Here is a 24,385-nt window from a genome sequence, read left to right as displayed (position 1 = left end):
TGGTGGCTCTTGCCACCGGCCTTTTTCCGTTATTGGCAGCCGACTGGGTCGGTGTCGATAACGAGCTGTAACCACCCGATGCGGTGGCGCAAACCATGGGGTTTGCACGATTTTCTGGCTGCTCCCGTCGGGAGGGGCCAAACAAGCAGGTGACCAAGCTGGGGAACGCTGATGGCTTACTCATATACTGAGAAAAAACGTATCCGCAAGGACTTTAGCAAGTTGCCGGACGTCATGGATGTGCCTTACCTCCTGGCCATCCAGCTGGATTCGTATCGTGAATTCTTGCAAGCGGGAGCGACTAAAGATCAGTTCCGCGACGTGGGCCTGCATGCGGCCTTCAAATCCGTTTTCCCGATCATCAGCTACTCCGGCAATGCTGCGCTGGAGTACGTCGGTTATCGCCTGGGCGAACCGGCATTTGATGTCAAAGAATGCGTATTGCGCGGTGTAACTTTCGCCGTACCTTTGCGGGTAAAAGTGCGCCTGATCATTTTCGACAAAGAATCGTCGAACAAAGCGATCAAGGACATCAAAGAGCAAGAAGTCTACATGGGTGAAATCCCATTGATGACTGAGAACGGTACCTTCGTAATCAACGGTACCGAGCGTGTTATCGTTTCCCAGCTGCACCGTTCCCCGGGCGTGTTCTTCGACCACGACCGTGGCAAGACGCACAGCTCCGGCAAACTGCTGTACTCCGCGCGCATCATTCCTTACCGCGGTTCGTGGCTGGACTTCGAGTTCGACCCGAAAGATTGCGTATTCGTACGTATCGACCGTCGTCGCAAGCTGCCGGCCTCGGTACTGCTGCGCGCGCTCGGTTATACCACCGAGGAAGTGCTGGACGCGTTCTACACCACCAACGTATTCCACGTGAAAGGCGAAGGCCTGAGCCTGGAGCTGGTGCCTCAGCGCCTGCGTGGTGAAGTTGCGGTTCTCGACATCCAGGATGACAAAGGCAAGGTGATCGTTGAGCAGGGCCGTCGTATTACTGCCCGCCACATCAACCAGCTGGAAAAAGCCGGGATCAAAGAGCTGGACGTGCCTCTGGATTACGTTCTGGGTCGTACCACCGCCAAGGCCATCGTGCACCCGGCTACCGGTGAGATCCTGGCAGAGTGCAACACCGAGCTGTCGACCGAGATCCTGGCGAAAATCGCCAAGGCCGGCGTCGTACGCATCGAAACTCTGTACACCAACGACATCGACTGCGGTCCGTTCGTCTCCGACACGCTGAAGATCGACTCCACCAGCAACCAATTGGAAGCGCTGGTCGAGATCTATCGCATGATGCGTCCAGGCGAGCCGCCAACCAAAGACGCTGCCGAGACCCTGTTCAACAACCTGTTCTTCAGCCCTGAGCGCTATGACCTGTCTGCGGTCGGCCGGATGAAGTTCAACCGTCGTATCGGTCGTACCGAGATCGAAGGTTCGGGCGTGCTGTGCAAGGAAGACATCGTCGCGGTACTGAAGACTCTGGTCGACATCCGTAACGGTAAAGGCATCGTCGACGACATCGACCACCTGGGTAACCGTCGTGTTCGCTGCGTAGGCGAAATGGCCGAGAACCAGTTCCGCGTTGGCCTGGTACGTGTTGAGCGTGCGGTCAAAGAGCGTCTGTCGATGGCTGAAAGCGAAGGCCTGATGCCGCAAGACCTGATCAACGCCAAGCCAGTGGCTGCGGCGGTGAAAGAGTTCTTCGGTTCCAGCCAGCTGTCGCAGTTCATGGACCAGAACAACCCGTTGTCCGAGATCACCCACAAGCGTCGTGTCTCTGCACTCGGCCCTGGCGGTCTGACTCGTGAGCGCGCGGGCTTCGAAGTCCGTGACGTACACCCGACTCACTACGGTCGTGTCTGCCCGATTGAAACGCCGGAAGGTCCGAACATCGGTCTGATCAACTCCCTGGCTGCTTACGCTCGCACCAACCAGTACGGCTTCCTCGAGAGCCCGTACCGCGTGGTGAAAGAGGGTGTGGTCACCGACGACATCGTGTTCCTGTCCGCCATTGAAGAAGCCGATCACGTGATCGCGCAGGCTTCGGCGACCATGAACGAGCAGAAAGTCCTGATCGACGAACTGGTGGCCGTACGTCACCTGAACGAATTCACCGTCAAGGCGCCTGAAGACGTCACCTTGATGGACGTTTCGCCGAAGCAGGTAGTTTCGGTTGCAGCGTCGCTGATTCCGTTCCTCGAGCACGACGACGCCAACCGTGCGTTGATGGGTTCGAACATGCAGCGTCAGGCTGTACCAACCCTGCGTGCTGACAAGCCGCTGGTCGGTACCGGCATGGAGCGTAACGTGGCTCGCGACTCCGGCGTTTGCGTCGTGGCTCGTCGTGGCGGCGTGATCGACTCCGTTGATGCCAGCCGTATCGTGGTTCGTGTTGCTGATGACGAAGTTGAAACCGGCGAAGCTGGTGTCGACATCTACAACCTGACCAAATACACCCGCTCGAACCAGAACACCTGCATCAACCAGCGTCCGCTGGTGAGCAAGGGTGATCGCGTTCAGCGCAGCGACATCATGGCCGACGGCCCGTCAACCGACATGGGTGAACTGGCTCTGGGTCAGAACATGCGCATCGCGTTCATGGCATGGAACGGCTTCAACTTCGAAGACTCCATCTGCCTGTCCGAGCGTGTGGTTCAGGAAGACCGCTTCACCACGATCCACATTCAGGAACTGACCTGCGTGGCTCGTGACACCAAGCTTGGCCCAGAGGAAATCACTGCGGACATCCCGAACGTGGGTGAAGCTGCACTGAACAAGCTGGACGAAGCCGGTATCGTTTACGTAGGTGCTGAAGTCGGCGCAGGCGACATCCTGGTAGGTAAGGTCACTCCGAAAGGCGAGACCCAGCTGACTCCGGAAGAAAAACTGCTGCGTGCGATCTTCGGTGAAAAAGCCAGCGACGTTAAAGACACCTCCCTGCGCGTGCCAACCGGTACCAAAGGTACTGTCATCGACGTACAGGTCTTCACGCGTGACGGCGTTGAGCGTGATGCTCGTGCACTGTCGATCGAGAAGTCCCAGCTGGACGAGATCCGCAAGGATCTGAACGAAGAGTTCCGCATCGTTGAAGGCGCGACCTTCGAACGTCTGCGTTCCGCTCTGGTAGGCCACAAGGCTGAAGGCGGCGCGGGCCTGAAGAAAGGTCAGGACATCACCGACGAAGTACTCGACGGTCTTGAGCATGGTCAGTGGTTCAAACTGCGCATGGCTGAAGATGCTCTGAACGAGCAGCTCGAGAAGGCTCAGGCCTACATCGTTGATCGTCGCCGTCTGCTGGACGACAAGTTCGAAGACAAGAAGCGCAAACTGCAGCAGGGCGATGACCTGGCTCCGGGCGTGCTGAAGATCGTCAAGGTTTACCTGGCAATCCGTCGTCGCATCCAGCCGGGCGACAAGATGGCCGGTCGTCACGGTAACAAAGGTGTGGTCTCCGTGATCATGCCGGTTGAAGACATGCCGCACGATGCCAATGGCACACCGGTCGACGTGGTCCTCAACCCGCTGGGCGTACCTTCGCGTATGAACGTTGGTCAGATCCTTGAAACCCACCTGGGCCTCGCGGCCAAAGGTCTGGGCGAGAAGATCAACCGGATGGTCGAAGAGCAGCGCAAAGTCGCTGAGCTGCGTACCTTCCTGGACGAGATCTACAACCAGATCGGCGGTCGTAACGAAGATCTGGACAGCTTCTCCGATCAGGAAATCCTGGATCTGGCGAAGAACCTGCGTGGCGGTGTTCCAATGGCCACTCCAGTGTTCGACGGTGCCAAGGAAAGCGAAATCAAGGCCATGCTGAAACTGGCAGACCTGCCAGAAAGCGGCCAGATGCAGCTGACCGACGGCCGTACCGGCAACAAGTTCGAGCGTCCAGTTACCGTTGGCTACATGTACATGCTGAAGCTGAACCACTTGGTAGACGACAAGATGCACGCGCGTTCTACCGGTTCGTACAGCCTGGTTACCCAGCAGCCGCTGGGTGGTAAGGCGCAGTTCGGTGGTCAGCGTTTCGGGGAGATGGAGGTCTGGGCACTGGAAGCATACGGTGCTGCTTACACTCTGCAAGAAATGCTCACAGTGAAGTCGGACGATGTGAACGGCCGGACCAAGATGTACAAAAACATCGTGGACGGCGATCACCGTATGGAGCCGGGCATGCCCGAGTCCTTCAACGTGTTGATCAAGGAAATTCGTTCCCTCGGCATCGATATCGATCTGGAAACCGAATAACACGTGACGCGATCGAGAGCGGGGCAGGATTGCCCGCTCTCTGCTCCGCCAGGAGGAAAGGCCTTGAAAGACCTACTGAATTTGCTGAAAAACCAGGGTCAAGTCGAAGAGTTCGACGCCATCCGTATCGGATTGGCCTCGCCTGAGATGATCCGCTCGTGGTCGTTCGGTGAAGTTAAAAAGCCGGAAACCATCAACTACCGTACGTTCAAACCTGAGCGTGACGGTCTGTTCTGCGCCAAGATCTTTGGCCCGGTAAAGGATTACGAGTGCCTGTGCGGTAAGTACAAGCGCTTGAAGCACCGTGGTGTGATCTGCGAGAAGTGCGGCGTTGAAGTTGCACTGGCCAAGGTTCGTCGTGAGCGCATGGCGCACATCGAACTGGCTTCGCCGGTTGCCCACATCTGGTTCCTGAAATCGCTGCCGTCCCGTATCGGCCTGCTGATGGACATGACCCTGCGTGATATCGAGCGCGTTCTCTACTTCGAGAGCTATGTCGTTATCGACCCGGGCATGACCACTCTTGAAAAAGGTCAGCTGCTGAACGACGAGCAGTACTTCGAAGCGCTGGAAGAGTTCGGTGACGATTTCGACGCCCGCATGGGTGCCGAAGCTGTCCGTGAACTGCTGCACGCTATCGACCTGGAACACGAGATTGGCCGTCTGCGTGAAGAAATTCCGCAAACCAACTCCGAAACCAAGATCAAGAAGCTGTCCAAGCGTCTGAAGTTGATGGAAGCCTTCCAGGGTTCCGGCAACCTGCCAGAGTGGATGGTGCTGACCGTTCTGCCGGTTCTGCCGCCAGATCTGCGTCCACTGGTTCCGCTGGATGGCGGTCGTTTCGCGACTTCCGACCTCAACGATCTGTATCGTCGAGTGATCAACCGTAACAACCGTTTGAAGCGTCTGCTGGATCTGTCCGCTCCGGACATCATCGTGCGCAACGAAAAGCGTATGTTGCAGGAAGCTGTCGATGCCCTGCTCGACAACGGTCGTCGTGGCCGCGCTATCACCGGTTCGAACAAACGTCCTCTGAAATCCCTGGCTGACATGATCAAGGGTAAGCAAGGTCGTTTCCGTCAGAACTTGCTCGGTAAGCGTGTTGACTACTCCGGTCGTTCGGTAATTACCGTAGGTCCGACCCTGCGTCTGCACCAGTGCGGTCTGCCGAAGAAGATGGCTCTCGAGCTGTTCAAGCCGTTCATTTTCGGCAAGCTGGAAATGCGTGGTCTGGCGACCACCATCAAAGCGGCCAAGAAAATGGTCGAGCGCGAGCTGCCGGAAGTTTGGGACGTTCTCGCTGAAGTGATTCGCGAACACCCGGTTCTTCTCAACCGTGCACCGACCCTTCACCGTCTGGGTATCCAGGCGTTTGAACCGGTACTGATCGAAGGTAAGGCTATCCAGCTGCACCCGCTGGTCTGCGCCGCGTACAACGCCGACTTCGACGGCGACCAAATGGCCGTGCACGTACCGCTGACGCTGGAAGCCCAGCTCGAAGCGCGTGCGTTGATGATGTCGACCAACAACATTCTGTCGCCAGCCAACGGTGAGCCAATCATCGTTCCGTCGCAGGACGTTGTATTGGGTCTGTACTACATGACCCGTGAAGCGATCAACGCCAAGGGCGAAGGTCGTGTGTTCGCGGATCTGCAGGAAGTTGACCGTGTGTTCCGTGCCGGCGAAGCCGCACTGCACGCCAAGATCAAGGTTCGTATCAACGAAACCGTGAACGATCGTGACGGCAACAGCGTGAACAACACCCGTATCGTCGACACCACTGTCGGCCGTGCGCTGCTGTTCCAGGTTGTGCCAAAAGGTCTGTCGTTCGACGTCGTCAACCTGCCGATGAAGAAAAAGGCGATCTCCAAGCTGATCAACCAGTGCTACCGCGTGGTTGGTCTGAAAGAGACCGTGATCTTCGCTGACCAGTTGATGTACACCGGTTTTGCCTACTCGACCATTTCCGGCGTTTCCATCGGTGTTAACGACTTCGTTATCCCGGATGAAAAAGCCCGCATCATCGGTGCTGCCACCGACGAAGTGAAAGAGATCGAGAGCCAGTACGCCTCCGGCCTGGTAACCCAGGGCGAGAAGTACAACAAAGTGATCGACCTTTGGTCGAAAGCGAACGACGAAGTCTCCAAGGCGATGATGGCCAACCTCTCGAAAGAGAAAGTCATCGACCGTCATGGCGACGAAGTCGAGCAAGAGTCGTTCAACTCGATGTACATGATGGCCGACTCGGGTGCGCGGGGTTCCGCAGCACAGATTCGTCAGCTGGCAGGTATGCGTGGTCTGATGGCCAAGCCGGACGGTTCCATCATTGAAACGCCAATTACTGCGAACTTCCGTGAAGGTCTGAGCGTACTCCAGTACTTCATCTCGACTCACGGTGCTCGTAAAGGTCTGGCGGATACCGCGTTGAAAACTGCGAACTCCGGTTACCTGACTCGTCGTCTGGTAGACGTGGCGCAGGATCTGGTCGTGACCGAGATCGATTGCGGCACCGAACACGGTCTGCTGATGACTCCGCACATTGAAGGCGGTGACGTTGTAGAGCCGTTGGGTGAGCGCGTATTGGGTCGTGTCATTGCCCGTGACGTATTCAAGCCGGGTACCGAGGACGTCATCGTTCCTGCTGGCACCCTGGTAGACGAGAAGTGGGTCGAGTTCATCGAGCTGAACAGCATCGACGAAGTGATCGTGCGTTCGCCGATCAGCTGCGAAACCCGCTATGGCATTTGCGCCAAGTGCTACGGCCGTGACCTGGCTCGTGGTCACCAGGTGAACATCGGTGAAGCGGTCGGCGTTATCGCTGCCCAGTCCATCGGTGAGCCGGGTACCCAGCTGACGATGCGTACGTTCCACATCGGTGGTGCGGCAAGCCGTACTTCCGCAGCCGACAGCGTTCAGGTGAAGAATGGCGGTACCGTCCGTCTGCACAACCTGAAACACGTTGAGCGTGTGGATGGCAACCTGGTTGCTGTGTCCCGTTCCGGTGAGCTGGCAATCGCTGACGACTTCGGTCGTGAGCGCGAGCGTTACAAGCTGCCGTACGGTGCCGTGATTTCGGTTAAAGAAGGTGACAAGGTCGACGCTGGCGCAATCGTGGCCAAGTGGGATCCGCACACTCACCCGATCGTTACCGAAATGAAAGGTACCGTGACCTACGTGGGCATGGAAGAAGGCATCACGATCAAGCGTCAGACTGACGAATTGACCGGTATGACCAACATTGAAGTACTCGATGCCAAAGATCGTCCGGCTGCCGGCAAGGACATCCGTCCTGCGGTGAAGATGGTTGATGACAACGGCAAGGATCTGTTGCTGCCAGGCACTGACGTTATCGCTCAGTATTTCCTGCCAGCCAACGCCCTGGTCGGTGTTGCGGACGGTGCGAAGATCGCGATCGGTGATGTTATCGCTCGTATCCCGCAAGAAACTTCGAAAACCCGTGACATCACCGGTGGTCTGCCGCGTGTTGCCGACCTGTTCGAAGCCCGTCGTCCGAAAGAAGCGTCGATTCTGGCTGAAGTCAGCGGCACCATCGCGTTCGGTAAAGAGACCAAAGGCAAGCGCCGTCTGGTCATTACCCCGAACGACGGTAGCGATCCGTACGAAGAGCTGATTCCGAAGTGGCGTCACCTGAACGTGTTCGAAGGCGAACAGGTAAACCGCGGCGAAGTTATCTCCGACGGTCCGAGCGATCCGCACGACATCCTGCGTCTGCTGGGTGTGAGCGCGCTGGCCAAGTACATCGTCAACGAGATCCAGGACGTTTACCGTCTGCAAGGCGTGAAGATCAACGACAAGCACATCGAGACCATCCTGCGTCAGATGCTGCGTAAAGTTGAGATCTCCGAGTCCGGCGACTCCAGCTTCATCAAGGGCGACCAGATGGAACTGACTCACGTTCTGGTAGAGAACGAGCGTCTGAATGCGGAAGACAAGTTTGTCTCCAAGTTCACCCGCGTTCTGCTGGGTATCACCAAGGCGTCGTTGTCGACCGAATCGTTCATCTCGGCGGCTTCCTTCCAGGAAACCACCCGCGTACTGACCGAAGCGGCCGTAACCGGCAAGCGCGATTACCTGCGCGGCCTGAAAGAAAACGTGGTTGTGGGTCGTCTGATCCCGGCCGGTACCGGTCTGGCTTATCACAGCGAGCGCAAGCGTCGTCGTGATGCAGACAAGCCGTTGCGCGTAAGCGCCAGTGAAGTGGAAGCTGCACTGACCGAAGCGCTGAACTCGAGCGGTAACTGAGTTCTGCGAAAAATGAGCTGAGGCCCTGATCAAGCCGTTCATCGAATCGAGACAATTTGTCGAGGTTCGACGAGCGGGGAGGTCGGGGCCTTGCCTTGACTGGGGACAAGATCCTCTTTAGACTCTTGATCCCCTAAATTTGGCGGGAATTCGTTCCTGCCATTTTGCTTTTCTTGCAAGACAATAGCGTCGCAAGACAACAGTGGAGCTAGTAGATGGCAACTATCAACCAGCTGGTACGTCAGCCGCGTAAGCGTATCGTCGAGAAATCCGACGTACCTGCGCTGCAGAACTGCCCGCAACGTCGTGGCGTGTGCACCCGTGTGTACACCACTACGCCGAAAAAACCTAACTCGGCACTGCGTAAAGTATGCCGTGTGCGTCTGACCAACGGTTTCGAGGTTTCCTCGTACATCGGTGGTGAAGGCCACAACCTGCAAGAGCACAGCGTGGTACTGATCCGCGGCGGTCGTGTAAAAGACTTGCCAGGTGTTCGTTACCACACCGTTCGCGGCTCCCTGGATACTTCCGGCGTTAAAGGTCGTAACCAAGGTCGTTCGAAGTACGGTACCAAGCGTCCGAAGTAATCGGCCGTTTTGCAGATTTTCATTTTATTGAGTCGATAAGAGTAAGGTCGGGCGCGCATCCACTGGATCTGTCCCGAGCTAACCTGAAGACCGTTTGAGGGCTTATCAATGCCAAGACGTCGCGTAGCAGCAAAGCGTGAGATTCTGGACGATCCGAAATACGGAAGCCAAATCCTCGCCAAATTCATGAACCACGTTATGGAAAGCGGCAAGAAAGCCGTTGCCGAGCGTATCGTTTATGGTGCCCTGGAAACCGTTGCGGCTCGCAAGACCGGCACCGATCCCCTGGAACTCTTCGAAAAAGCACTCGACGCCATCGCTCCGCTGGTCGAAGTGAAGTCGCGCCGCGTTGGTGGTGCTACTTACCAGGTTCCGGTCGAGGTTCGTCCGTCCCGTCGTAACGCTCTGGCAATGCGCTGGTTGGTAGACTTCGCCCGCAAGCGCGGCGAGAAGTCTATGGCTCTGCGCTTGGCTGGCGAGCTGCTGGATGCTGCTGAAGGTAAAGGTGCTGCTGTTAAGAAGCGTGAAGACGTGCACCGTATGGCCGAAGCTAACAAAGCTTTCTCGCACTACCGCTTCTAATTTTAGCTTCACTAATTTTGCGAGGGCTTTATGGCTCGTACTACTCCGATTAGTCGCTACCGTAACATCGGTATCGTCGCTCACGTGGATGCTGGCAAAACCACCACCACCGAGCGCGTCCTTTTTTACACTGGCAAAAGTCACAAAATGGGCGAGGTGCATGACGGCGCCGCGACCACAGACTGGATGGTTCAGGAGCAGGAGCGTGGTATTACCATTACTTCTGCTGCCATTACCGCCTTCTGGAAAGGTTCCGAGAAGCAGTACCCGCACGAGCATCGCTTCAACGTAATCGATACCCCGGGCCACGTAGACTTCACCATTGAAGTAGAACGTTCCCTGCGCGTACTCGACGGCGCTGTCGTTGTGTTCTGCGGTACTTCGGGTGTTGAGCCTCAGTCGGAAACCGTATGGCGTCAGGCCAACAAATACGGCGTTCCACGTCTTGTTTACGTAAACAAGATGGACCGTGCTGGTGCCAACTTCCTGCGCGTGATCGGTCAGATCAAGCAGCGTCTGGGTCACACTCCGGTGCCGATCCAGCTGGCTATCGGTTCGGAAGACAACTTCCAGGGCCAGATCGACCTGATCAACATGCAAGCTGTCTACTGGAATGACTCTGACAAGGGTATGGTTCCAGTTCGCAAGGAAATCCCTGCGGACATGCTCGAGCTGGCTGAAGAGTGGCGCAACAACATGGTTGAAGCCGCCGCCGAAGCCAACGAAGATCTGATGAACAAGTACCTGGAAGGCGAAGAGCTGTCGATCGAAGAGATCAAGGCTGCTCTGCGTGCACGTACTATCGCCGGCGAAATCGTTCTGGCTGTTTGCGGTTCTTCGTTCAAGAACAAGGGCGTTCCCCTGGTTCTCGACGCCGTTATCGACTTCCTGCCTGCTCCGACCGACATTCCTGCTATCAAGGGTTCCAACCCTGATAACGAGGAAGAAGAGATGGAGCGTCATGCAAGCGACGACGAGCCGTTCGCCGCTCTGGCGTTCAAGATCGCTACCGACCCATTCGTGGGTACCTTGACCTTCGTCCGCGTTTACTCGGGCGTGTTGAACTCCGGCGACGGCGTGATCAACTCGGTTAAAGGCAAGAAAGAGCGCGTGGGTCGTATGGTGCAAATGCACGCAAACGCCCGTGAAGAGATCAAGGAAGTGCGCGCTGGCGACATCGCGGCCCTGATCGGCATGAAGGACGTCACCACTGGTGAAACCCTCTGCAACGCTGACAAGCCAATCATCCTGGTTCGCATGGACTTCCCGGAGCCGGTTATTTCGGTTGCCGTAGAGCCTAAGACCAAGGATGACCAGGAAAAAATGGGTATCGCTCTGGGCAAACTTGCTCAGGAAGACCCGTCTTTCCGCGTTAAAACTGATGAAGAGACTGGTCAAACGATCATCTCCGGCATGGGCGAGCTGCACCTGGACATCCTGGTTGACCGGATGCGCCGTGAGTTCAACGTCGAAGCCAACATCGGCAAGCCACAGGTTTCGTACCGTGAGCGCATCACGAAGAACTGCGAAATCGAAGGCAAGTTCGTTCGTCAGTCCGGCGGTCGTGGCCAGTTCGGTCACTGCTGGATTCGCTTTGCTCCTGCTGACGAAGGTCAGGAAGGTCTGCAATTCGTGAACGAAGTAGTGGGTGGTGTGGTTCCTAAGGAATACATCCCGGCTATCCAGAAGGGTATCGAAGAGCAGATGAAGAACGGCGTTGTTGCCGGCTATCCGCTGATCGGCCTGAAGGCTACCGTGTTCGATGGTTCTTACCACGACGTCGACTCCAACGAGATGGCGTTTAAAGTGGCTGCTTCCATGGCGACCAAGCAACTGGCCCAGAAGGGCGGTGGTGAGTTGCTCGAGCCGATCATGGCGGTAGAGGTTGTTACGCCTGAAGACTATATGGGTGATGTGATGGGCGACCTTAACCGTCGTCGCGGCATGATCCAGGGTATGGAAGACACAGTGTCCGGCAAGGTTATCCGTGCCGAAGTTCCACTGGGTGAGATGTTCGGTTATGCGACCGACGTTCGTTCCATGTCCCAGGGTCGCGCAAGCTACTCTATGGAATTCAAAAAATACGATACGGCTCCGTCGCACATCGTCGAATCCGTTACCAAAAAACAAGGCTGATTCAGCCCCTTTAGGCTAGGAGTTAATTGTCGTGGCTAAAGAAAAATTTGATCGTTCCCTACCGCACGTCAACGTTGGCACCATCGGTCACGTTGACCACGGTAAAACCACTCTGACTGCTGCTCTGACTCGCGTTTGCTCCGAAGTTTTCGGTTCGGCAATCGTTGACTTCGACAAGATCGACAGCGCACCAGAAGAAAAAGCTCGTGGTATCACCATCAACACCGCGCACGTTGAGTACAACTCGACTATTCGTCACTACGCTCACGTTGACTGCCCAGGTCACGCTGACTACGTGAAGAACATGATCACCGGTGCTGCCCAGATGGACGGCGCGATCCTGGTTTGCTCGGCCGCTGATGGTCCGATGCCACAAACCCGTGAGCACATCCTGCTGTCCCGTCAGGTAGGCGTTCCGTACATCGTGGTTTTCCTGAACAAGGCTGACCTGGTAGACGACGCTGAGCTGTTGGAACTGGTTGAGATGGAAGTTCGCGACCTGCTGTCCACCTACGACTTCCCAGGCGACGACACTCCGATCATCATCGGTTCGGCTCGTATGGCGCTGGAAGGCAAAGACGACAACGAAATGGGCACCACTGCCGTTCGTAAACTGGTTGAAACTCTGGACAGCTACATCCCAGAGCCAGTTCGTATGATCGACAAGCCATTCCTGATGCCAATCGAAGACGTATTCTCGATCTCGGGTCGCGGTACTGTTGTGACCGGTCGTATCGAGCGCGGTATCGTTCGCGTTCAAGACGCCCTGGAAATCGTTGGTCTGCGTGACACCACCACCACCACCTGCACCGGTGTTGAGATGTTCCGCAAGCTGCTGGACGAAGGTCGTGCTGGCGAGAACTGCGGCGTTCTGCTGCGTGGCACCAAGCGTGACGACGTTGAGCGTGGTCAGGTTCTGGTTAAGCCGGGTTCGGTTAAGCCGCACACCAAGTTCACCGCAGAAGTTTACGTTCTGAGCAAGGAAGAAGGCGGTCGTCACACTCCGTTCTTCAAAGGCTATCGTCCACAGTTCTACTTCCGTACTACTGACGTGACTGGTAACTGCGAGCTGCCAGAAGGCGTTGAAATGGTAATGCCAGGTGACAACATTCAGATGACTGTTACCCTGATCAAAACCATCGCGATGGAAGACGGTCTGCGTTTCGCAATCCGTGAAGGCGGCCGTACCGTTGGTGCTGGCGTCGTAGCTAAAATCATCGAGTGATCTCTTTATTGAGTCAGCTTCGATGAGTTGAAAAAGCCCCCGCTTAGCGGGGGCTTTTTTATTGGGTTGACACCTATCTGGGGCGTCTATAGAATTGCGCCTCCTTTTAACGGGCGTATTGCGCCCGGTGGGAATAGCAGCCGGAGTCTGAAATCCAATGCAAAATCAGCAAATCCGTATCAGGTTGAAGGCTTTTGACCATCGCCTGATCGACCAATCAACCCAGGAAATCGTGGAAACCGCGAAACGTACTGGTGCTCAAGTGCGTGGTCCAATTCCACTGCCTACCCGTAAAGAGCGGTTCACCGTTCTGGTTTCCCCGCACGTCAACAAAGACGCGCGCGACCAGTACGAGATCCGCACTCATAAGCGCGTTCTGGACATCGTCCAGCCAACGGATAAAACCGTTGATGCACTTATGAAGCTTGATCTTGCGGCCGGTGTGGAAGTGCAGATCAGCCTCGGCTAAGACTCGGTCTTGGTCGTGTAACGCTCTGAAATGGGCGGCCATAGCGGGTGAAAGCCCCGTACACTCATGAGGTTTACAACATGACTATTGGTGTAGTCGGTCGTAAAGCGGGTATGACCCGTATTTTCACCGAAGAAGGTGTCTCCATTCCGGTCACGGTCATTGAGATCGAGCCGAATCGCGTCACCCAGTTCAAAACTGAAGAAACCGATGGCTATCGTGCAGTGCAAGTCACTGTCGGCGAGCGTCGTGCTTCCCGTGTAACAGCTGCTCAGGCTGGCCACTTCGCCAAGGCGAACGTTGCCGCTGGTCGTACCGTAATGGAATTCCGCCTTGAAGAAGGCGAGTACCAGGCCGGCGATCTGATCAACGCTGAAATCTTCGCTGCTGGTCAACTGGTTGATGTAACCGGTCAGTCCAAAGGTAAAGGCTTCCAGGGTACGATCAAGCGTTGGAATTTCCGCGGGCAAGATAACACCCACGGTAACTCCGTATCCCACCGCGTCCCAGGCTCTATCGGCCAGTGCCAGACTCCTGGTCGTGTATTCAAGGGCAAAAAAATGTCCGGTCATATGGGCGCTGAGCGCGTGACCGTGCAGTCCCTGGAAGTAGTGCGCGTGGACGCTGAACGCAATCTGTTGCTGGTCAAGGGTGCTGTTCCTGGCGCTACTGGCGGCAACCTGGTTGTACGTCCAGCAGCCAAGGCTCGCGGTTAAGGGGAAGCTGACATGCAATTAAATGTAAATGACGCTCAAGCGATCGAAGTTTCCGAACTGACATTTGGCGGCGAATTCAACGAGACGCTGGTTCACCAAGCAGTCGTGGCCTACATGGCCGGCGGCCGTCAAGGTAGCAAGCAGCAAAAGACCCGTTCCGACGTTCGTGGTGGCGGTAAGCGCCCATGGCGTCAGAAAGGTACTGGCCGTGCTCGTGCTGGTACCATCCGTAGCCCAATCTGGCGCGGCGGCGGCACCACTTTCGCAGCTCGTCCACAGGATCACTCCCAGAAGCTGAACAAGAAGATGTATCGCGCAGCAATGCGTTCCATCCTTGCTGAGCTGGTGCGTACTGATCGTCTGGTCGTGGTTCAGGATTTCGCAGTTGAAACTCCGAAAACCAAAGACCTGCTGGGCAAACTGAACAACATGAGCCTGACCGACGTTCTGATCGTGTCGGACGCTGTTGATCAGAACCTGTACCTGGCTGCTCGCAACCTGCCACACGTAGATGTACGTGACGTGCAAGGTTCCGATCCAGTTAGTCTGATCGCATACGACAAGGTGTTGATCACCGTGTCGGCCGTGAAGAAATTCGAGGAGCTGCTGGGATGAACCAGGAACGCGTATTTAAAGTTCTGCTTGGCCCGCACGTTTCCGAGAAGGCTACGGTTCTGGCAGACAAGAAAGGCCAGTTCGTTTTCAAGGTTGCTACTGACGCAACCAAGCTGGAAATCAAGAAGGCCGTCGAAAGCCTGTTCAGCGTGAAAGTTGAGCGTGTTACTACCCTGAACGTTCTGGGTAAGAGCAAGCGCACCGCTCGCGGTCTGGGCAAGCGTAATGACTGGAAGAAGGCAGTTATCTCCCTTCAGCCAGGCCAAGATCTCGATTTCAGCAGCAGTGCTGAGTAAGGAAGGGGTGCATCATGGCAATCGTTAAATGCAAACCGACTTCCCCTGGCCGCCGTTTTGTGGTCAAGGTGGTCAACCAGGAGCTGCATAAAGGCGCTCCTCACGCACCGCTGCTCGAGAAAAAATCGAAGTCTGGTGGTCGTAACAACAATGGCCGTATTACCACTCGTCACATCGGTGGTGGTCATAAGCAGCATTACCGTATGGTCGATTTCCGTCGCAACGACAAAGATGGCATCGTCGCCACTGTCGAGCGTATCGAATACGATCCAAACCGTACTGCTCACATCGCACTGCTCTGCTACGCAGACGGCGAACGCCGCTACATCATCGCCCCTAAAGGCGTGAGTGCTGGCGACACGCTGATCGCAGGTGCCCTGGCTCCAATCAAGCCAGGTAACGCTCTGCAACTGCGCAACATTCCAGTCGGTTCTACCGTGCACGGCATCGAACTGAAGCCAGGTAAAGGCGCACAGATCGCTCGTTCCGCTGGTGCTTCGGCTCAGCTGATCGCTCGTGAAGGCGTTTACGTGACCCTGCGTCTGCGTTCCGGTGAAATGCGTAAAGTACTGGCTGAGTGCCGTGCGACCCTGGGCGAAGTCTCGAACTCCGAGCACAGCCTGCGTTCGCTGGGTAAAGCTGGTGCCAAGCGCTGGCGTGGCGTTCGCCCAACCGTTCGTGGTGTTGCCATGAACCCGGTTGACCACCCACATGGTGGTGGTGAAGGTCGTACCTCTGGTGGTCGTCATCCGGTATCGCCATGGGGCTTCCCGACTAAGGGCGCGAAGACTCGTGGTAATAAGCGTACCGACAAAATGATCGTCCGTCGTCGCAAGTAAATAGAGGGATACGACAGTGCCACGTTCTCTGAAAAAAGGTCCTTTTATTGATCTTCACCTACTGAAGAAGATCGAAGTGGCGGCGGAAAAGAACGATCGCAAACCAATTAAGACTTGGTCGCGTCGTTCGATGATCCTGCCACAAATGGTCGGTCTGACCATCGCTGTACACAACGGTCGTCAGCACGTCCCAGTTCTCGTAAACGAAGACATGGTCGGCCACAAACTGGGCGAGTTCGCCGGTACCCGCACTTATCGCGGGCACGTGGCAGACAAGAAAGCCAAGCGTTAAGGGGTAAGGAAATGGAAGTAGCCGCTAAGTTGTCGGGCGCTCGAATCTCCGCCCAGAAAGCCCGCTTGGTCGCCGACCAGATCCGCGGGAAGAAGGTGGGCGAAGCGCTCAACCTGTTGGCTTTCAGCAGTAAGAAAGCCGCCGAGATCATGAAAAAAGTGCTGGAGTCGGCCGTAGCCAACGCCGAGCATAACGAAGGCGCAGACGTTGATGACCTGAAGGTCAGCACCGTTTTCGTCAACGAAGGGCGTTCGCTGAAGCGCATCATGCCACGTGCCAAAGGCCGTGCTGATCGCATCGTCAAGCGGTCTTGCCATATCACTGTCAAGGTTGCTGACAAGTAACGGAGTCGAAGAGATGGGTCAGAAAGTACATCCCATTGGCATTCGCCTGGGAATCGTCAAGGAGCACACCTCCGTCTGGTACGCAGACGGTCGGACTTATGCGGACTACTTGTTCGCTGATCTGAAGGTGCGTGAATACCTCCAAGACAAACTAAAAAGCGCGTCCGTAAGCCGTATCGATATCCATCGTCCGGCCCAAACTGCACGCATCACCATCCACACCGCTCGTCCAGGTATTGTTATCGGGAAGAAAGGTGAAGATGTTGAAAAACTGCGTCAGGACCTGACCAAGCAAATGGGTGTGCCTGTGCACATCAATATCGAAGAGATCCGCAAGCCGGAACTCGACGGTATGCTGGTTGCGCAGAGCGTAGCTCAGCAGCTGGAGCGTCGTGTAATGTTCCGTCGCGCCATGAAGCGCGCTGTACAGAACGCCATGCGCATTGGTGCCAAAGGCATCAAAATCCAAGTGAGCGGTCGTCTCGGCGGTGCTGAAATCGCACGTACTGAATGGTATCGCGAAGGTCGTGTGCCACTGCACACCCTGCGTGCCGACATCGACTATGCCAACTACGAAGCTCACACCACTTACGGTGTGATCGGTGTAAAGGTTTGGATCTTCAAAGGCGAAGTAATTGGTGGTCGCCAAGAAGAGCTGAAGCCACAAGCACCAGCGCCTCGTAAAAAAGCTGCTAAGTAAGGGGTACGCCAAATGTTGCAACCTAAGCGTACGAAGTTCCGCAAGCAGATGACCGGCCACAACCGTGGTCTGGCACTGCGCGGTAGCAAAGTCAGCTTCGGCGAGTTCGCGCTGAAGTCTGTAGCTCGTGGTCGTCTCACCGCTCGTCAGATCGAGTCAGCGCGTCGTGCTCTGACCCGTCACGTAAAACGTGGCGGCAAGATCTGGATCCGTGTATTCCCGGACAAGCCGATCTCCAAAAAACCTCTCGAGGTTCGTATGGGTAAAGGTAAGGGTAACGTGGAGTACTGGGTTGCCCAGATTCAGCCAGGCAAAGTCCTGTATGAAATCGAGGGTGTTTCTGAAGAGCTGGCGCGTGAGGCTTTCGCCCTGGCTGCTGCAAAGCTGCCGCTCGCCACCTCCTTTGTTAAACGGACGGTGATGTGATGAAAGCGAATGAACTTCGTGAAAAATCCGCACAGCAGCTGAACGAGCAACTGCTCGGCTTGCTGCGCGACCAGTTCAATCTGCGCATGCAGAAAGCAACTGGCCAGTTGGGGCAGTCTCATCTGCTCTCGCAAGTTAAGCGTGACATCGCTCGCGTGAAGACTGTGCTCAACCAGCAGGCAGGTAAGTGATCATGGCTGAAGCCGAAAAAACTGTCCGTACGCTGACTGGCCGTGTTGTCAGCGACAAGATGGACAAAACCATCACCGTTCTGATCGAGCGTCGCGTTAAGCACCCGATCTACGGTAAATACGTTAAGCGTTCGACTAAGCTGCACGCGCACGACGAAACCAATCAGTGCCACATCGGCGACAAAGTCACTATTCGTGAAACTCGTCCGATGGCCAAGACCAAGTCTTGGGCGCTGGTTGATGTTCTCGAACGCGCTGTGGAAGTCTAAGGGCTAGGGGTCGGAGAAATTATATGATTCAGACTCAATCCATGCTCGATGTGGCCGATAACAGCGGCGCTCGCCGCGTTATGTGCATCAAGGTGCTGGGTGGCTCCCATCGTCGTTACGCTGGTATCGGTGACATCATCAAAGTTACCGTGAAGGAAGCAATTCCTCGCGGTAAGGTGAAAAAAGGCCAAGTGATGACTGCTGTTGTAGTCCGCACTCGTCACGGCGTACGTCGTGCTGATGGCTCCATTATCCGCTTTGATGGCAACGCTGCTGTTCTTCTGAACAACAAGCAAGAGCCGATCGGCACCCGTATCTTTGGGCCAGTGACCCGTGAACTTCGTACTGAGAAGTTCATGAAGATCGTCTCGCTCGCCCCAGAAGTGCTGTAAGGAGATCCGACATGCAAAAGATTCGTCGTGACGACGAGATCATCGTGATCGCCGGCAAAGACAAAGGTAAGCGCGGTAAGGTGCTGAAGGTTCTTGCTGACAACCGTCTGGTTGTTGGTGGTCTGAACCTGGTCAAGCGTCATACCAAGCCTAACCCGATGTCGGGCGTACAGGGCGGTATCGTCGAGAAAGAAGCGCCACTGCACGCTTCCAACGTCGCCATCTTCAACGGCGAAACCAACAAGGCTGACCGCGTTGGTTTCAAAGTAGAAGACGGTAAGAAAATTCGTGTCTTCAAGTCGACCCAAAAAGCGGTTGATGCTTGAACACTGCTAGGTAGAAGACCATGGCACGACTAAAAGAGATTTACCGGAAGGAAATCGCTCCGAAACTTAAGGAAGAACTTAAGCTTTCGAACGTGATGGAAGTTCCGCGCGTTACCAAAATCACCCTGAACATGGGTCTGGGCGAAGCGATCGGCGACAAAAAAGTCATCGAGCACGCTGTTGCTGACCTGGAAAAGATCACCGGCCAGAAAGTCGTTGTGACCTACGCTCGCAAATCCATCGCTGGCTTTAAAGTCCGTGAAGGTTGGCCGATCGGCGTCAAAGTGACCCTGCGCCGTGAGCGTATGTACGAGTTCCTGGATCGTCTGCTGTCGATCTCCCTGCCTCGGGTTCGCGACTTCCGCGGCCTGAATGCCAAGTCCTTCGATGGTCGTGGCAACTACAGCATGGGCGTGAAAGAGCAGATCATTTTCCCGGAAATCGACTACGACAAGATCGATGCTCTCCGCGGTCTGGACATTACCCTGACCACCACTGCCAAGAACGATGATGAAGGCCGCGCTCTGCTGCGTGCTTTCAAATTCCCGTTCCGCAACTGATTGGAGTAGGAAAATGGCCAAGAAGAGCATGAAAAACCGTGAGCTGAAGCGTCAGCTCACCGTTGCCAAGTACGCCGTCAAGCGTGCAGCGCTGAAAGCTATCATCGTTGATCTGAACGCAAGTCCAGAAGCGCGTTGGGAAGCTACCGTAGCTCTGCAGAAGCAACCACGTGACGCAAGCGCTTCGCGCATGCGTAACCGTTGCCGCCTGACTGGTCGTCCGCACGGCGTTTACCGCAAGTTCGGCCTTGGCCGTAACAAACTGCGTGAAGCGGCAATGCGTGGTGACGTACCAGGTCTGGTTAAAGCCAGCTGGTAATTGCTGTCAAAGCCTTGATGGTCGGTTTCGCAAGAACCTGACCATCGGTGGCCTTGAACTTGAATCAAGCCCCTTTTGGGGCTTGATTCATTTCTGGGGTATGTCTAGAATGACCGGCTCGCCTGAGCCCGTGTTTTTTATGCCCGGAATTTCTCGGCGACAAGTAGTAGCCGCAAGGCTAATTTTTCTGTATTAGGAGCGTCTAGCCCATGAGTATGCAGGACCCGTTAGCGGACATGCTAACTCGAATCCGTAATGCCCAGATGGCTGAAAAGTCTGTCGTAAGCATGCCGTCTTCCACGTTGAAGGTGGCTGTAGCTAAAGTCCTGAAGGACGAAGGTTACATCGCGGATTTTCAGATCACCACCGACGCTAAGCCGTCGCTGTCCATCGAGCTGAAGTACTTCGAAGGCCGTCCGGTCATCGAGGAAGTGAAGCGCGTTAGTCGTCCAGGCCTGCGTCAGTACAAGTCCGTTGAAGATCTGCCGAAAGTTCGTGGCGGTCTTGGCGTGTCTATCGTCTCCACCAACAAAGGTGTGATGACGGATCGTGCTGCGCGCGCTGCCGGTGTCGGCGGCGAAGTTCTTTGCACTGTGTTCTAAGGGGGGATAAGCATGTCTCGCGTCGCTAAGAACCCCGTTAAGCTGCCAGCCGGTGTCGAAGTAAAATTCGCAGGCCAACAGCTTTCGGTGAAGGGTGCCAAGGGTACTCTTGAACTGAACATCCATTCGTCCGTTGAGATCGTTGAAGAAGCTGGTGAGCTGCGTTTCGCTGCTCGCAATGGCGATCAACAAACTCGCGCAATGGCCGGTACCACGCGTGCGTTGGTAAACAACATGGTCCAAGGCGTAAGCCAAGGCTTCGAGCGTAAGCTCCAGCTGGTCGGTGTTGGTTACAAGGCGCAAGCAAAAGGCACGGTTTTGAACCTGGCCCTTGGCTTCTCGCACCCAGTGGATTACGAACTGCCGGAAGGCATCACCGCTGAGACCCCTAGCCAGACCGATATCCTGATCAAGGGCATCGACAAGCAGCTGGTAGGTCAAGTGGCCGCTGAGATCCGCGACTTCCGTCCACCAGAGCCGTACAAAGGCAAAGGTGTGCGCTACGCGGACGAAGTCGTCCGTCGTAAAGAAGCCAAGAAGAAGTAGGGCATAGCAAATGACCGACAAAAAAGTTACTCGACTGCGTCGCGCTCGCAAAGCACGCCTGAAAATGCACGAACTCGAAGTCGTGCGTCTCTGCGTGTTCCGCTCGTCGCAGCACATCTACGCCCAGGTCATCTCGGCCGACGGCAACAAAGTCCTGGCAAGCGCCTCGACTTTGGATAAAGAACTGCGTGATGGTGCCACTGGCAACATTGACGCGGCCACTAAGGTTGGCCAGCTGGTCGCTACGCGTGCTAAGGCCGCTGGCGTCTCGCAAGTGGCTTTCGACCGCTCTGGCTTCAAGTACCACGGCCGCGTGAAAGCGCTGGCTGATGCTGCTCGTGAAGCTGGGCTGGAGTTCTAAGTTATGTCAAATAACGACCAAAAGCGCGACGAAGGCTACATTGAGAAGCTGGTTCAAGTTAACCGCGTAGCCAAAACCGTTAAAGGCGGCCGTATCTTCACTTTCACCGCGTTGACCGTGGTTGGTGATGGTAAAGGGCGTGTTGGCTTCGGCCGTGGCAAGTCGCGTGAAGTGCCTGCTGCGATCCAGAAGGCAATGGAAGCTGCTCGCCGCAACATGATCCAGGTTGATCTGAACGGCACCACTCTGCAGTACGCAATGAAGTCCGCCCATGGCGCTTCGAAGGTGTACATGCAGCCTGCTTCTGAAGGTACCGGTATCATCGCTGGCGGCGCTATGCGTGCTGTCCTCGAAGTTGCTGGCGTTCAGAACGTTCTGGCCAAGTGCTACGGCTCGACTAACCCTGTAAACGTGGTTCACGCCACTTTCAAGGGTCTGAAGGCTATGCAGTCTCCTGAATCCATTGCAGCCAAACGTGGCCTGCGTGTTGAGGAGATCAAGTAATCATGGCTACCGTTAAAGTTACGCTGATCAAAAGCATGACCGGCCGCATCCCTAACCACAAACTGTGCGTTAAGGGTCTGGGTCTGCGTCGCATCGGTCACACTGTAGAAGTCCAGGATACTCCCGAGAATCGCGGGATGATCAACAAGGCTTACTACATGCTGCGTGTCGAGGGTTAATCGATGAAACTCAATGATCTGAGTCCAGCGCCGGGTTCCCGTCGCGAAAAGCATCGTCCGGGCCGTGGTATCGGTAGTGGTTTGGGTAAGACTGGTGGCCGTGGTCACAAAGGTCAGACTTCCCGCTCCGGTGGCACCATTGCTCCAGGCTTTGAAGGCGGTCAACAGCCGCTGCATCGTCGCCTGCCGAAGTTCGGTTTCGTTTCCCTGAAAGCCATGGACCGCGCAGAAGTGCGTCTGTCCGAGCTGGCTAAAGTGGAAGGCGACATCGTCACCGTGCAGTCCCTGAAAGATGCCAACGTGATCAACGTCAACGTACAGCGTGTGAAAATCATGCTGTCCGGTGAAGTGACTCGCGCTGTCACTATCGGCAAGGGAATCGGCGCCACCAAAGGTGCGCGTGCGGCTATCGAAGCAGCTGGCGGCAAGTTCGAGGAATAAATGGCTAAGCAAGGTGCTCTCTCTGCGCTCGGCAAAGGCGGTATGTCTGAACTTTGGGCTCGTCTGCGTTTTCTGTTCCTGGCGATTATCGTCTACCGAATAGGCGCACACATCCCGGTTCCAGGTATCAACCCGGACCGACTCGCAGACCTGTTTCGACAGAATGAGGGGACCATTCTTAGCTTGTTCAACATGTTTTCCGGCGGCGCGCTGGAGCGGATGAGCATCTTTGCGTTGGGGATCATGCCGTACATTTCGGCATCGATCATCATGCAGCTGATGACCGCCGTCAGCCCGCAGCTGGAGCAGTTGAAGAAGGAAGGTGAAGCTGGCCGTCGCAAGATCAGCCAGTACACCCGCTACGGCACCGTCGTTCTCGCTCTCGTTCAGGCCATTGGCATGTCCATTGGTCTGGCGGGGCAGGGCGTTGCGTTCACTGGTGACTTTGGCTTCCATTTCGTCGCGGTCTCCACGTTTGTGGCTGGCGCGATGTTCATGATGTGGCTGGGTGAGCAGATTACTGAGCGTGGTGTAGGCAACGGTATCTCGATGTTGATTTTTTCGGGTATCGTCGCCGGTCTTCCGAGAGCAATCGGGCAGTCTTTCGAGTCTGCGCGTCAGGGCGATATCAACATCTTCGCTTTGGTTGCCATCGGTTTGCTGGCAGTAGCGATTATCGGTTTCGTGGTGTTCATTGAGCGTGGTCAGCGTCGTATCGCTGTTCACTACGCCAAGCGTCAGCAGGGCCGCAAGGTTTTTGCTGCGCAGACAAGCCACTTGCCGCTGAAGGTGAACATGGCCGGTGTTATTCCGGCTATTTTCGCGAGCAGCATTTTGCTGTTCCCGGCTTCGTTGGGTGCCTGGTTCGGTCAGTCTGAAGGTATGGGCTGGTTGCAGGACATCTCGCAGTCGATCGCTCCTGGTCAGCCGTTGAATATTCTGCTGTTTAGTGCAGGGATTATTTTCTTCTGCTTCTTCTATACGGCGTTGATGTTCAATCCGAAAGACGTAGCGGAAAACCTGAAGAAGTCCGGTGCCTTTATTCCGGGCATCCGTCCAGGTGAGCAGTCCGCACGCTATATTGATGGCGTTTTGACTCGCTTGACCATGTTCGGTGCTCTTTACATGACGGCCGTGTGCTTGTTGCCCCAGTTCCTGGTGGTTGCAGCAAACGTTCCGTTCTACCTTGGCGGGACCTCGTTGCTGATCGTGGTCGTGGTTGTGATGGACTTCATGTCCCAAGTACAATCGCACCTCGTTTCGCACCAGTACGAATCCCTGATGAAGAAAGCCAACCTGAAGGGTTACGGCAGCGGCATGTTGCGCTGAGTACCCATAAGGTTCGAGGAGTTGGTGATGAAAGTTCGTGCATCGGTGAAAAAGCTGTGCCGTAACTGCAAGATTATTCGCCGCGAAGGTGTTGTTCGAGTAATTTGCAGCGCGGAACCGCGTCACAAACAGCGCCAAGGCTGAGTGTGATTGTGCTTCAAGCCCGGTAGCTAGTGCGCTACCGGGTTGATTATTTGTTATTACAGCGATATTATCTCGCGCCCTATTTCTTGGCTTCCGGGGCGTAGGTAGCTGTCAATTGGAGTCCCACTGAATGGCCCGTATTGCAGGCGTTAACATTCCAGATAACAAGCATACTGTTATCTCGCTGACCTACATCTATGGTGTTGGTCGCACTACTGCACAGAAGATCTGTGCAGAGACTGGGGTAAACCCAGCCGCAAAGATCAAGGATCTGAGCGACGAGCAGATTGAACAGCTGCGTGGCGAAGTGGCGAAGTTCACCACTGAAGGTGACCTGCGTCGCGAAATCAACATGAAAATCAAGCGCTTGATGGACCTCGGTTGCTATCGCGGTCTGCGTCATCGTCGTGGTCTGCCAGTACGCGGTCAGCGTACCAAGACCAACGCGCGTACCCGTAAAGGTCCGCGTAAGCCGATCCGCAAGTAA

At 55.6% G+C, this 24,385-nt stretch carries 30 protein-coding genes; all 30 read left to right on the top strand.

What is annotated here, in order from left to right; genetic code table 11:
- The first annotated feature begins 171 nt into the window (after positions 1 to 171).
- Positions 172 to 4,245, top strand: a complete 4,074-nt coding sequence (rpoB, locus tag M5G18_RS20665) for a DNA-directed RNA polymerase subunit beta (protein WP_007957595.1) — start codon at positions 172 to 174, stop codon at positions 4,243 to 4,245.
- Between the two features lie 63 nt (positions 4,246 to 4,308).
- Entirely contained in the window at positions 4,309 to 8,508 is a 4,200-nt protein-coding gene (gene rpoC, locus M5G18_RS20660) for a DNA-directed RNA polymerase subunit beta' (protein WP_007957594.1), read from the top strand.
- A gap of 215 nt (positions 8,509 to 8,723) precedes the next feature.
- Positions 8,724 to 9,095, top strand: coding sequence for a 30S ribosomal protein S12 (gene rpsL, locus M5G18_RS20655; RefSeq protein ID WP_003186084.1), 372 nt, complete (start codon positions 8,724 to 8,726; stop codon positions 9,093 to 9,095).
- Between the two features lie 108 nt (positions 9,096 to 9,203).
- Positions 9,204 to 9,677, top strand: a complete 474-nt coding sequence (gene rpsG, locus M5G18_RS20650) for a 30S ribosomal protein S7 (protein WP_007957592.1) — start codon at positions 9,204 to 9,206, stop codon at positions 9,675 to 9,677.
- 30 nt (positions 9,678 to 9,707) lie between these two features.
- Complete coding sequence (gene fusA / locus M5G18_RS20645) at positions 9,708 to 11,813, top strand: elongation factor G (protein WP_273897627.1); 2,106 nt, start codon at positions 9,708 to 9,710, stop codon at positions 11,811 to 11,813.
- A 31-nt stretch (positions 11,814 to 11,844) separates the two neighbouring features.
- Positions 11,845 to 13,038 (top strand): elongation factor Tu, encoded by a 1,194-nt coding sequence (tuf, locus tag M5G18_RS20640; protein ID WP_262161732.1) that lies wholly within the window; start codon positions 11,845 to 11,847, stop codon positions 13,036 to 13,038.
- Between the two features lie 157 nt (positions 13,039 to 13,195).
- Positions 13,196 to 13,507 (top strand): 30S ribosomal protein S10, encoded by a 312-nt coding sequence (rpsJ, locus tag M5G18_RS20635; RefSeq protein ID WP_003186070.1) that lies wholly within the window; start codon positions 13,196 to 13,198, stop codon positions 13,505 to 13,507.
- Between the two features lie 80 nt (positions 13,508 to 13,587).
- Entirely contained in the window at positions 13,588 to 14,223 is a 636-nt protein-coding gene (rplC, locus tag M5G18_RS20630; protein WP_007955641.1) for a 50S ribosomal protein L3, read from the top strand.
- A gap of 12 nt (positions 14,224 to 14,235) precedes the next feature.
- The gene (rplD, locus tag M5G18_RS20625; protein WP_003228735.1) at positions 14,236 to 14,838 is read left to right on the top strand and encodes a 50S ribosomal protein L4; all 603 of its coding nucleotides are present in this window, start codon (positions 14,236 to 14,238) and stop codon (positions 14,836 to 14,838) included.
- Positions 14,835 to 15,134, top strand: coding sequence for a 50S ribosomal protein L23 (gene rplW, locus M5G18_RS20620; protein WP_002555488.1), 300 nt, complete (start codon positions 14,835 to 14,837; stop codon positions 15,132 to 15,134). The genes rplD and rplW overlap by 4 nt, the downstream gene beginning before the upstream one ends.
- 14 nt (positions 15,135 to 15,148) lie before the next feature.
- Positions 15,149 to 15,973, top strand: coding sequence for a 50S ribosomal protein L2 (rplB, locus tag M5G18_RS20615; RefSeq protein WP_007955640.1), 825 nt, complete (start codon positions 15,149 to 15,151; stop codon positions 15,971 to 15,973).
- 16 nt (positions 15,974 to 15,989) lie between these two features.
- A complete protein-coding gene (rpsS, locus tag M5G18_RS20610) occupies positions 15,990 to 16,265 on the top strand; it encodes a 30S ribosomal protein S19 (protein WP_003228731.1) in 276 nt (91 codons plus the stop codon).
- 11 nt (positions 16,266 to 16,276) lie between these two features.
- Positions 16,277 to 16,609: a 50S ribosomal protein L22 gene (gene rplV / locus M5G18_RS20605; protein ID WP_003103908.1), complete on the top strand. Its 333-nt coding sequence runs from the start codon at positions 16,277 to 16,279 to the stop codon at positions 16,607 to 16,609.
- A 13-nt stretch (positions 16,610 to 16,622) separates the two neighbouring features.
- Positions 16,623 to 17,309 carry a 30S ribosomal protein S3 gene (gene rpsC, locus M5G18_RS20600; protein ID WP_003176422.1) on the top strand — a complete coding sequence of 229 codons (687 nt, stop codon included), beginning with the start codon at positions 16,623 to 16,625 and terminating at the stop codon, positions 17,307 to 17,309.
- Between the two features lie 12 nt (positions 17,310 to 17,321).
- The gene (gene rplP / locus M5G18_RS20595) at positions 17,322 to 17,735 is read left to right on the top strand and encodes a 50S ribosomal protein L16 (protein ID WP_003228729.1); all 414 of its coding nucleotides are present in this window, start codon (positions 17,322 to 17,324) and stop codon (positions 17,733 to 17,735) included.
- Positions 17,735 to 17,926, top strand: a complete 192-nt coding sequence (gene rpmC / locus M5G18_RS20590; RefSeq protein ID WP_002555481.1) for a 50S ribosomal protein L29 — start codon at positions 17,735 to 17,737, stop codon at positions 17,924 to 17,926. Before rplP ends, rpmC begins: the two co-directional genes overlap by 1 nt.
- Positions 17,927 to 17,928: 2 nt before the next feature.
- Positions 17,929 to 18,195 carry a 30S ribosomal protein S17 gene (rpsQ, locus tag M5G18_RS20585; protein ID WP_003194644.1) on the top strand — a complete coding sequence of 89 codons (267 nt, stop codon included), beginning with the start codon at positions 17,929 to 17,931 and terminating at the stop codon, positions 18,193 to 18,195.
- Positions 18,196 to 18,218: 23 nt separating this feature from the next.
- Positions 18,219 to 18,587 carry a 50S ribosomal protein L14 gene (gene rplN, locus M5G18_RS20580; RefSeq protein WP_002555479.1) on the top strand — a complete coding sequence of 123 codons (369 nt, stop codon included), beginning with the start codon at positions 18,219 to 18,221 and terminating at the stop codon, positions 18,585 to 18,587.
- An 11-nt stretch (positions 18,588 to 18,598) separates the two neighbouring features.
- Complete coding sequence (rplX, locus tag M5G18_RS20575; protein WP_003186046.1) at positions 18,599 to 18,913, top strand: 50S ribosomal protein L24; 315 nt, start codon at positions 18,599 to 18,601, stop codon at positions 18,911 to 18,913.
- A 20-nt stretch (positions 18,914 to 18,933) separates the two neighbouring features.
- The gene (rplE, locus tag M5G18_RS20570) at positions 18,934 to 19,473 is read left to right on the top strand and encodes a 50S ribosomal protein L5 (RefSeq protein ID WP_003210069.1); all 540 of its coding nucleotides are present in this window, start codon (positions 18,934 to 18,936) and stop codon (positions 19,471 to 19,473) included.
- 13 nt (positions 19,474 to 19,486) lie between these two features.
- The gene (gene rpsN, locus M5G18_RS20565; protein ID WP_007955639.1) at positions 19,487 to 19,792 is read left to right on the top strand and encodes a 30S ribosomal protein S14; all 306 of its coding nucleotides are present in this window, start codon (positions 19,487 to 19,489) and stop codon (positions 19,790 to 19,792) included.
- A gap of 209 nt (positions 19,793 to 20,001) precedes the next feature.
- Positions 20,002 to 20,394, top strand: a complete 393-nt coding sequence (gene rpsH, locus M5G18_RS20560; protein WP_007918458.1) for a 30S ribosomal protein S8 — start codon at positions 20,002 to 20,004, stop codon at positions 20,392 to 20,394.
- 12 nt (positions 20,395 to 20,406) lie between these two features.
- Positions 20,407 to 20,940 (top strand): 50S ribosomal protein L6, encoded by a 534-nt coding sequence (rplF, locus tag M5G18_RS20555; RefSeq protein WP_003176412.1) that lies wholly within the window; start codon positions 20,407 to 20,409, stop codon positions 20,938 to 20,940.
- Between the two features lie 10 nt (positions 20,941 to 20,950).
- Positions 20,951 to 21,301, top strand: coding sequence for a 50S ribosomal protein L18 (gene rplR / locus M5G18_RS20550; protein ID WP_003186037.1), 351 nt, complete (start codon positions 20,951 to 20,953; stop codon positions 21,299 to 21,301).
- A 3-nt stretch (positions 21,302 to 21,304) separates the two neighbouring features.
- Positions 21,305 to 21,805, top strand: a complete 501-nt coding sequence (gene rpsE, locus M5G18_RS20545; protein ID WP_007955637.1) for a 30S ribosomal protein S5 — start codon at positions 21,305 to 21,307, stop codon at positions 21,803 to 21,805.
- 2 nt (positions 21,806 to 21,807) lie between these two features.
- A complete protein-coding gene (gene rpmD / locus M5G18_RS20540; protein WP_003176408.1) occupies positions 21,808 to 21,984 on the top strand; it encodes a 50S ribosomal protein L30 in 177 nt (58 codons plus the stop codon).
- 3 nt (positions 21,985 to 21,987) lie between these two features.
- On the top strand, positions 21,988 to 22,425 hold the full coding sequence (gene rplO, locus M5G18_RS20535; RefSeq protein WP_003228720.1) for a 50S ribosomal protein L15: 438 nt from the start codon (positions 21,988 to 21,990) through the stop codon (positions 22,423 to 22,425).
- Positions 22,426 to 23,754, top strand: coding sequence for a preprotein translocase subunit SecY (gene secY / locus M5G18_RS20530; RefSeq protein WP_003228718.1), 1,329 nt, complete (start codon positions 22,426 to 22,428; stop codon positions 23,752 to 23,754).
- Positions 23,755 to 23,781: 27 nt separating this feature from the next.
- On the top strand, positions 23,782 to 23,898 hold the full coding sequence (gene rpmJ, locus M5G18_RS20525; RefSeq protein WP_002555468.1) for a 50S ribosomal protein L36: 117 nt from the start codon (positions 23,782 to 23,784) through the stop codon (positions 23,896 to 23,898).
- A 130-nt stretch (positions 23,899 to 24,028) separates the two neighbouring features.
- Positions 24,029 to 24,385 carry a 30S ribosomal protein S13 gene (rpsM, locus tag M5G18_RS20520; protein ID WP_009045849.1) on the top strand — a complete coding sequence of 119 codons (357 nt, stop codon included), beginning with the start codon at positions 24,029 to 24,031 and terminating at the stop codon, positions 24,383 to 24,385.

Source organism: Pseudomonas aphyarum (genome assembly GCF_028657055.1).
Lineage (GTDB): Bacteria > Pseudomonadota > Gammaproteobacteria > Pseudomonadales > Pseudomonadaceae > Aquipseudomonas > Aquipseudomonas aphyarum.
The sequence above is the reverse complement of the archived record's forward strand: the minus strand, read 5'-3'. Positions and strand labels throughout refer to the sequence as shown.

What these genes read in the sequence shown, in the direction of transcription:
- rpoB (WP_007957595.1), top strand. Translation starts at nt 172, where the DNA reads ATGGCTTACTCATATACTGAGAAAAAACGTATCCGCAAGGACTTTAGC.
- rpsL (WP_003186084.1), top strand. Translation starts at nt 8,724, where the DNA reads ATGGCAACTATCAACCAGCTGGTACGTCAGCCGCGTAAGCGTATCGTC.
- rpsG (WP_007957592.1), top strand. Translation starts at nt 9,204, where the DNA reads ATGCCAAGACGTCGCGTAGCAGCAAAGCGTGAGATTCTGGACGATCCG.
- fusA (WP_273897627.1), top strand. Translation starts at nt 9,708, where the DNA reads ATGGCTCGTACTACTCCGATTAGTCGCTACCGTAACATCGGTATCGTC.
- rpsJ (WP_003186070.1), top strand. Translation starts at nt 13,196, where the DNA reads ATGCAAAATCAGCAAATCCGTATCAGGTTGAAGGCTTTTGACCATCGC.
- rplC (WP_007955641.1), top strand. Translation starts at nt 13,588, where the DNA reads ATGACTATTGGTGTAGTCGGTCGTAAAGCGGGTATGACCCGTATTTTC.
- rplD (WP_003228735.1), top strand. Translation starts at nt 14,236, where the DNA reads ATGCAATTAAATGTAAATGACGCTCAAGCGATCGAAGTTTCCGAACTG.
- rplW (WP_002555488.1), top strand. Translation starts at nt 14,835, where the DNA reads ATGAACCAGGAACGCGTATTTAAAGTTCTGCTTGGCCCGCACGTTTCC.
- rplB (WP_007955640.1), top strand. Translation starts at nt 15,149, where the DNA reads ATGGCAATCGTTAAATGCAAACCGACTTCCCCTGGCCGCCGTTTTGTG.
- rplV (WP_003103908.1), top strand. Translation starts at nt 16,277, where the DNA reads ATGGAAGTAGCCGCTAAGTTGTCGGGCGCTCGAATCTCCGCCCAGAAA.
- rpsC (WP_003176422.1), top strand. Translation starts at nt 16,623, where the DNA reads ATGGGTCAGAAAGTACATCCCATTGGCATTCGCCTGGGAATCGTCAAG.
- rplP (WP_003228729.1), top strand. Translation starts at nt 17,322, where the DNA reads ATGTTGCAACCTAAGCGTACGAAGTTCCGCAAGCAGATGACCGGCCAC.
- rpmC (WP_002555481.1), top strand. Translation starts at nt 17,735, where the DNA reads ATGAAAGCGAATGAACTTCGTGAAAAATCCGCACAGCAGCTGAACGAG.
- rpsQ (WP_003194644.1), top strand. Translation starts at nt 17,929, where the DNA reads ATGGCTGAAGCCGAAAAAACTGTCCGTACGCTGACTGGCCGTGTTGTC.
- rplN (WP_002555479.1), top strand. Translation starts at nt 18,219, where the DNA reads ATGATTCAGACTCAATCCATGCTCGATGTGGCCGATAACAGCGGCGCT.
- rplX (WP_003186046.1), top strand. Translation starts at nt 18,599, where the DNA reads ATGCAAAAGATTCGTCGTGACGACGAGATCATCGTGATCGCCGGCAAA.
- rplE (WP_003210069.1), top strand. Translation starts at nt 18,934, where the DNA reads ATGGCACGACTAAAAGAGATTTACCGGAAGGAAATCGCTCCGAAACTT.
- rpsN (WP_007955639.1), top strand. Translation starts at nt 19,487, where the DNA reads ATGGCCAAGAAGAGCATGAAAAACCGTGAGCTGAAGCGTCAGCTCACC.
- rpsH (WP_007918458.1), top strand. Translation starts at nt 20,002, where the DNA reads ATGAGTATGCAGGACCCGTTAGCGGACATGCTAACTCGAATCCGTAAT.
- rplF (WP_003176412.1), top strand. Translation starts at nt 20,407, where the DNA reads ATGTCTCGCGTCGCTAAGAACCCCGTTAAGCTGCCAGCCGGTGTCGAA.
- rplR (WP_003186037.1), top strand. Translation starts at nt 20,951, where the DNA reads ATGACCGACAAAAAAGTTACTCGACTGCGTCGCGCTCGCAAAGCACGC.
- rpsE (WP_007955637.1), top strand. Translation starts at nt 21,305, where the DNA reads ATGTCAAATAACGACCAAAAGCGCGACGAAGGCTACATTGAGAAGCTG.
- rpmD (WP_003176408.1), top strand. Translation starts at nt 21,808, where the DNA reads ATGGCTACCGTTAAAGTTACGCTGATCAAAAGCATGACCGGCCGCATC.
- rplO (WP_003228720.1), top strand. Translation starts at nt 21,988, where the DNA reads ATGAAACTCAATGATCTGAGTCCAGCGCCGGGTTCCCGTCGCGAAAAG.
- secY (WP_003228718.1), top strand. Translation starts at nt 22,426, where the DNA reads ATGGCTAAGCAAGGTGCTCTCTCTGCGCTCGGCAAAGGCGGTATGTCT.
- rpmJ (WP_002555468.1), top strand. Translation starts at nt 23,782, where the DNA reads ATGAAAGTTCGTGCATCGGTGAAAAAGCTGTGCCGTAACTGCAAGATT.
- rpsM (WP_009045849.1), top strand. Translation starts at nt 24,029, where the DNA reads ATGGCCCGTATTGCAGGCGTTAACATTCCAGATAACAAGCATACTGTT.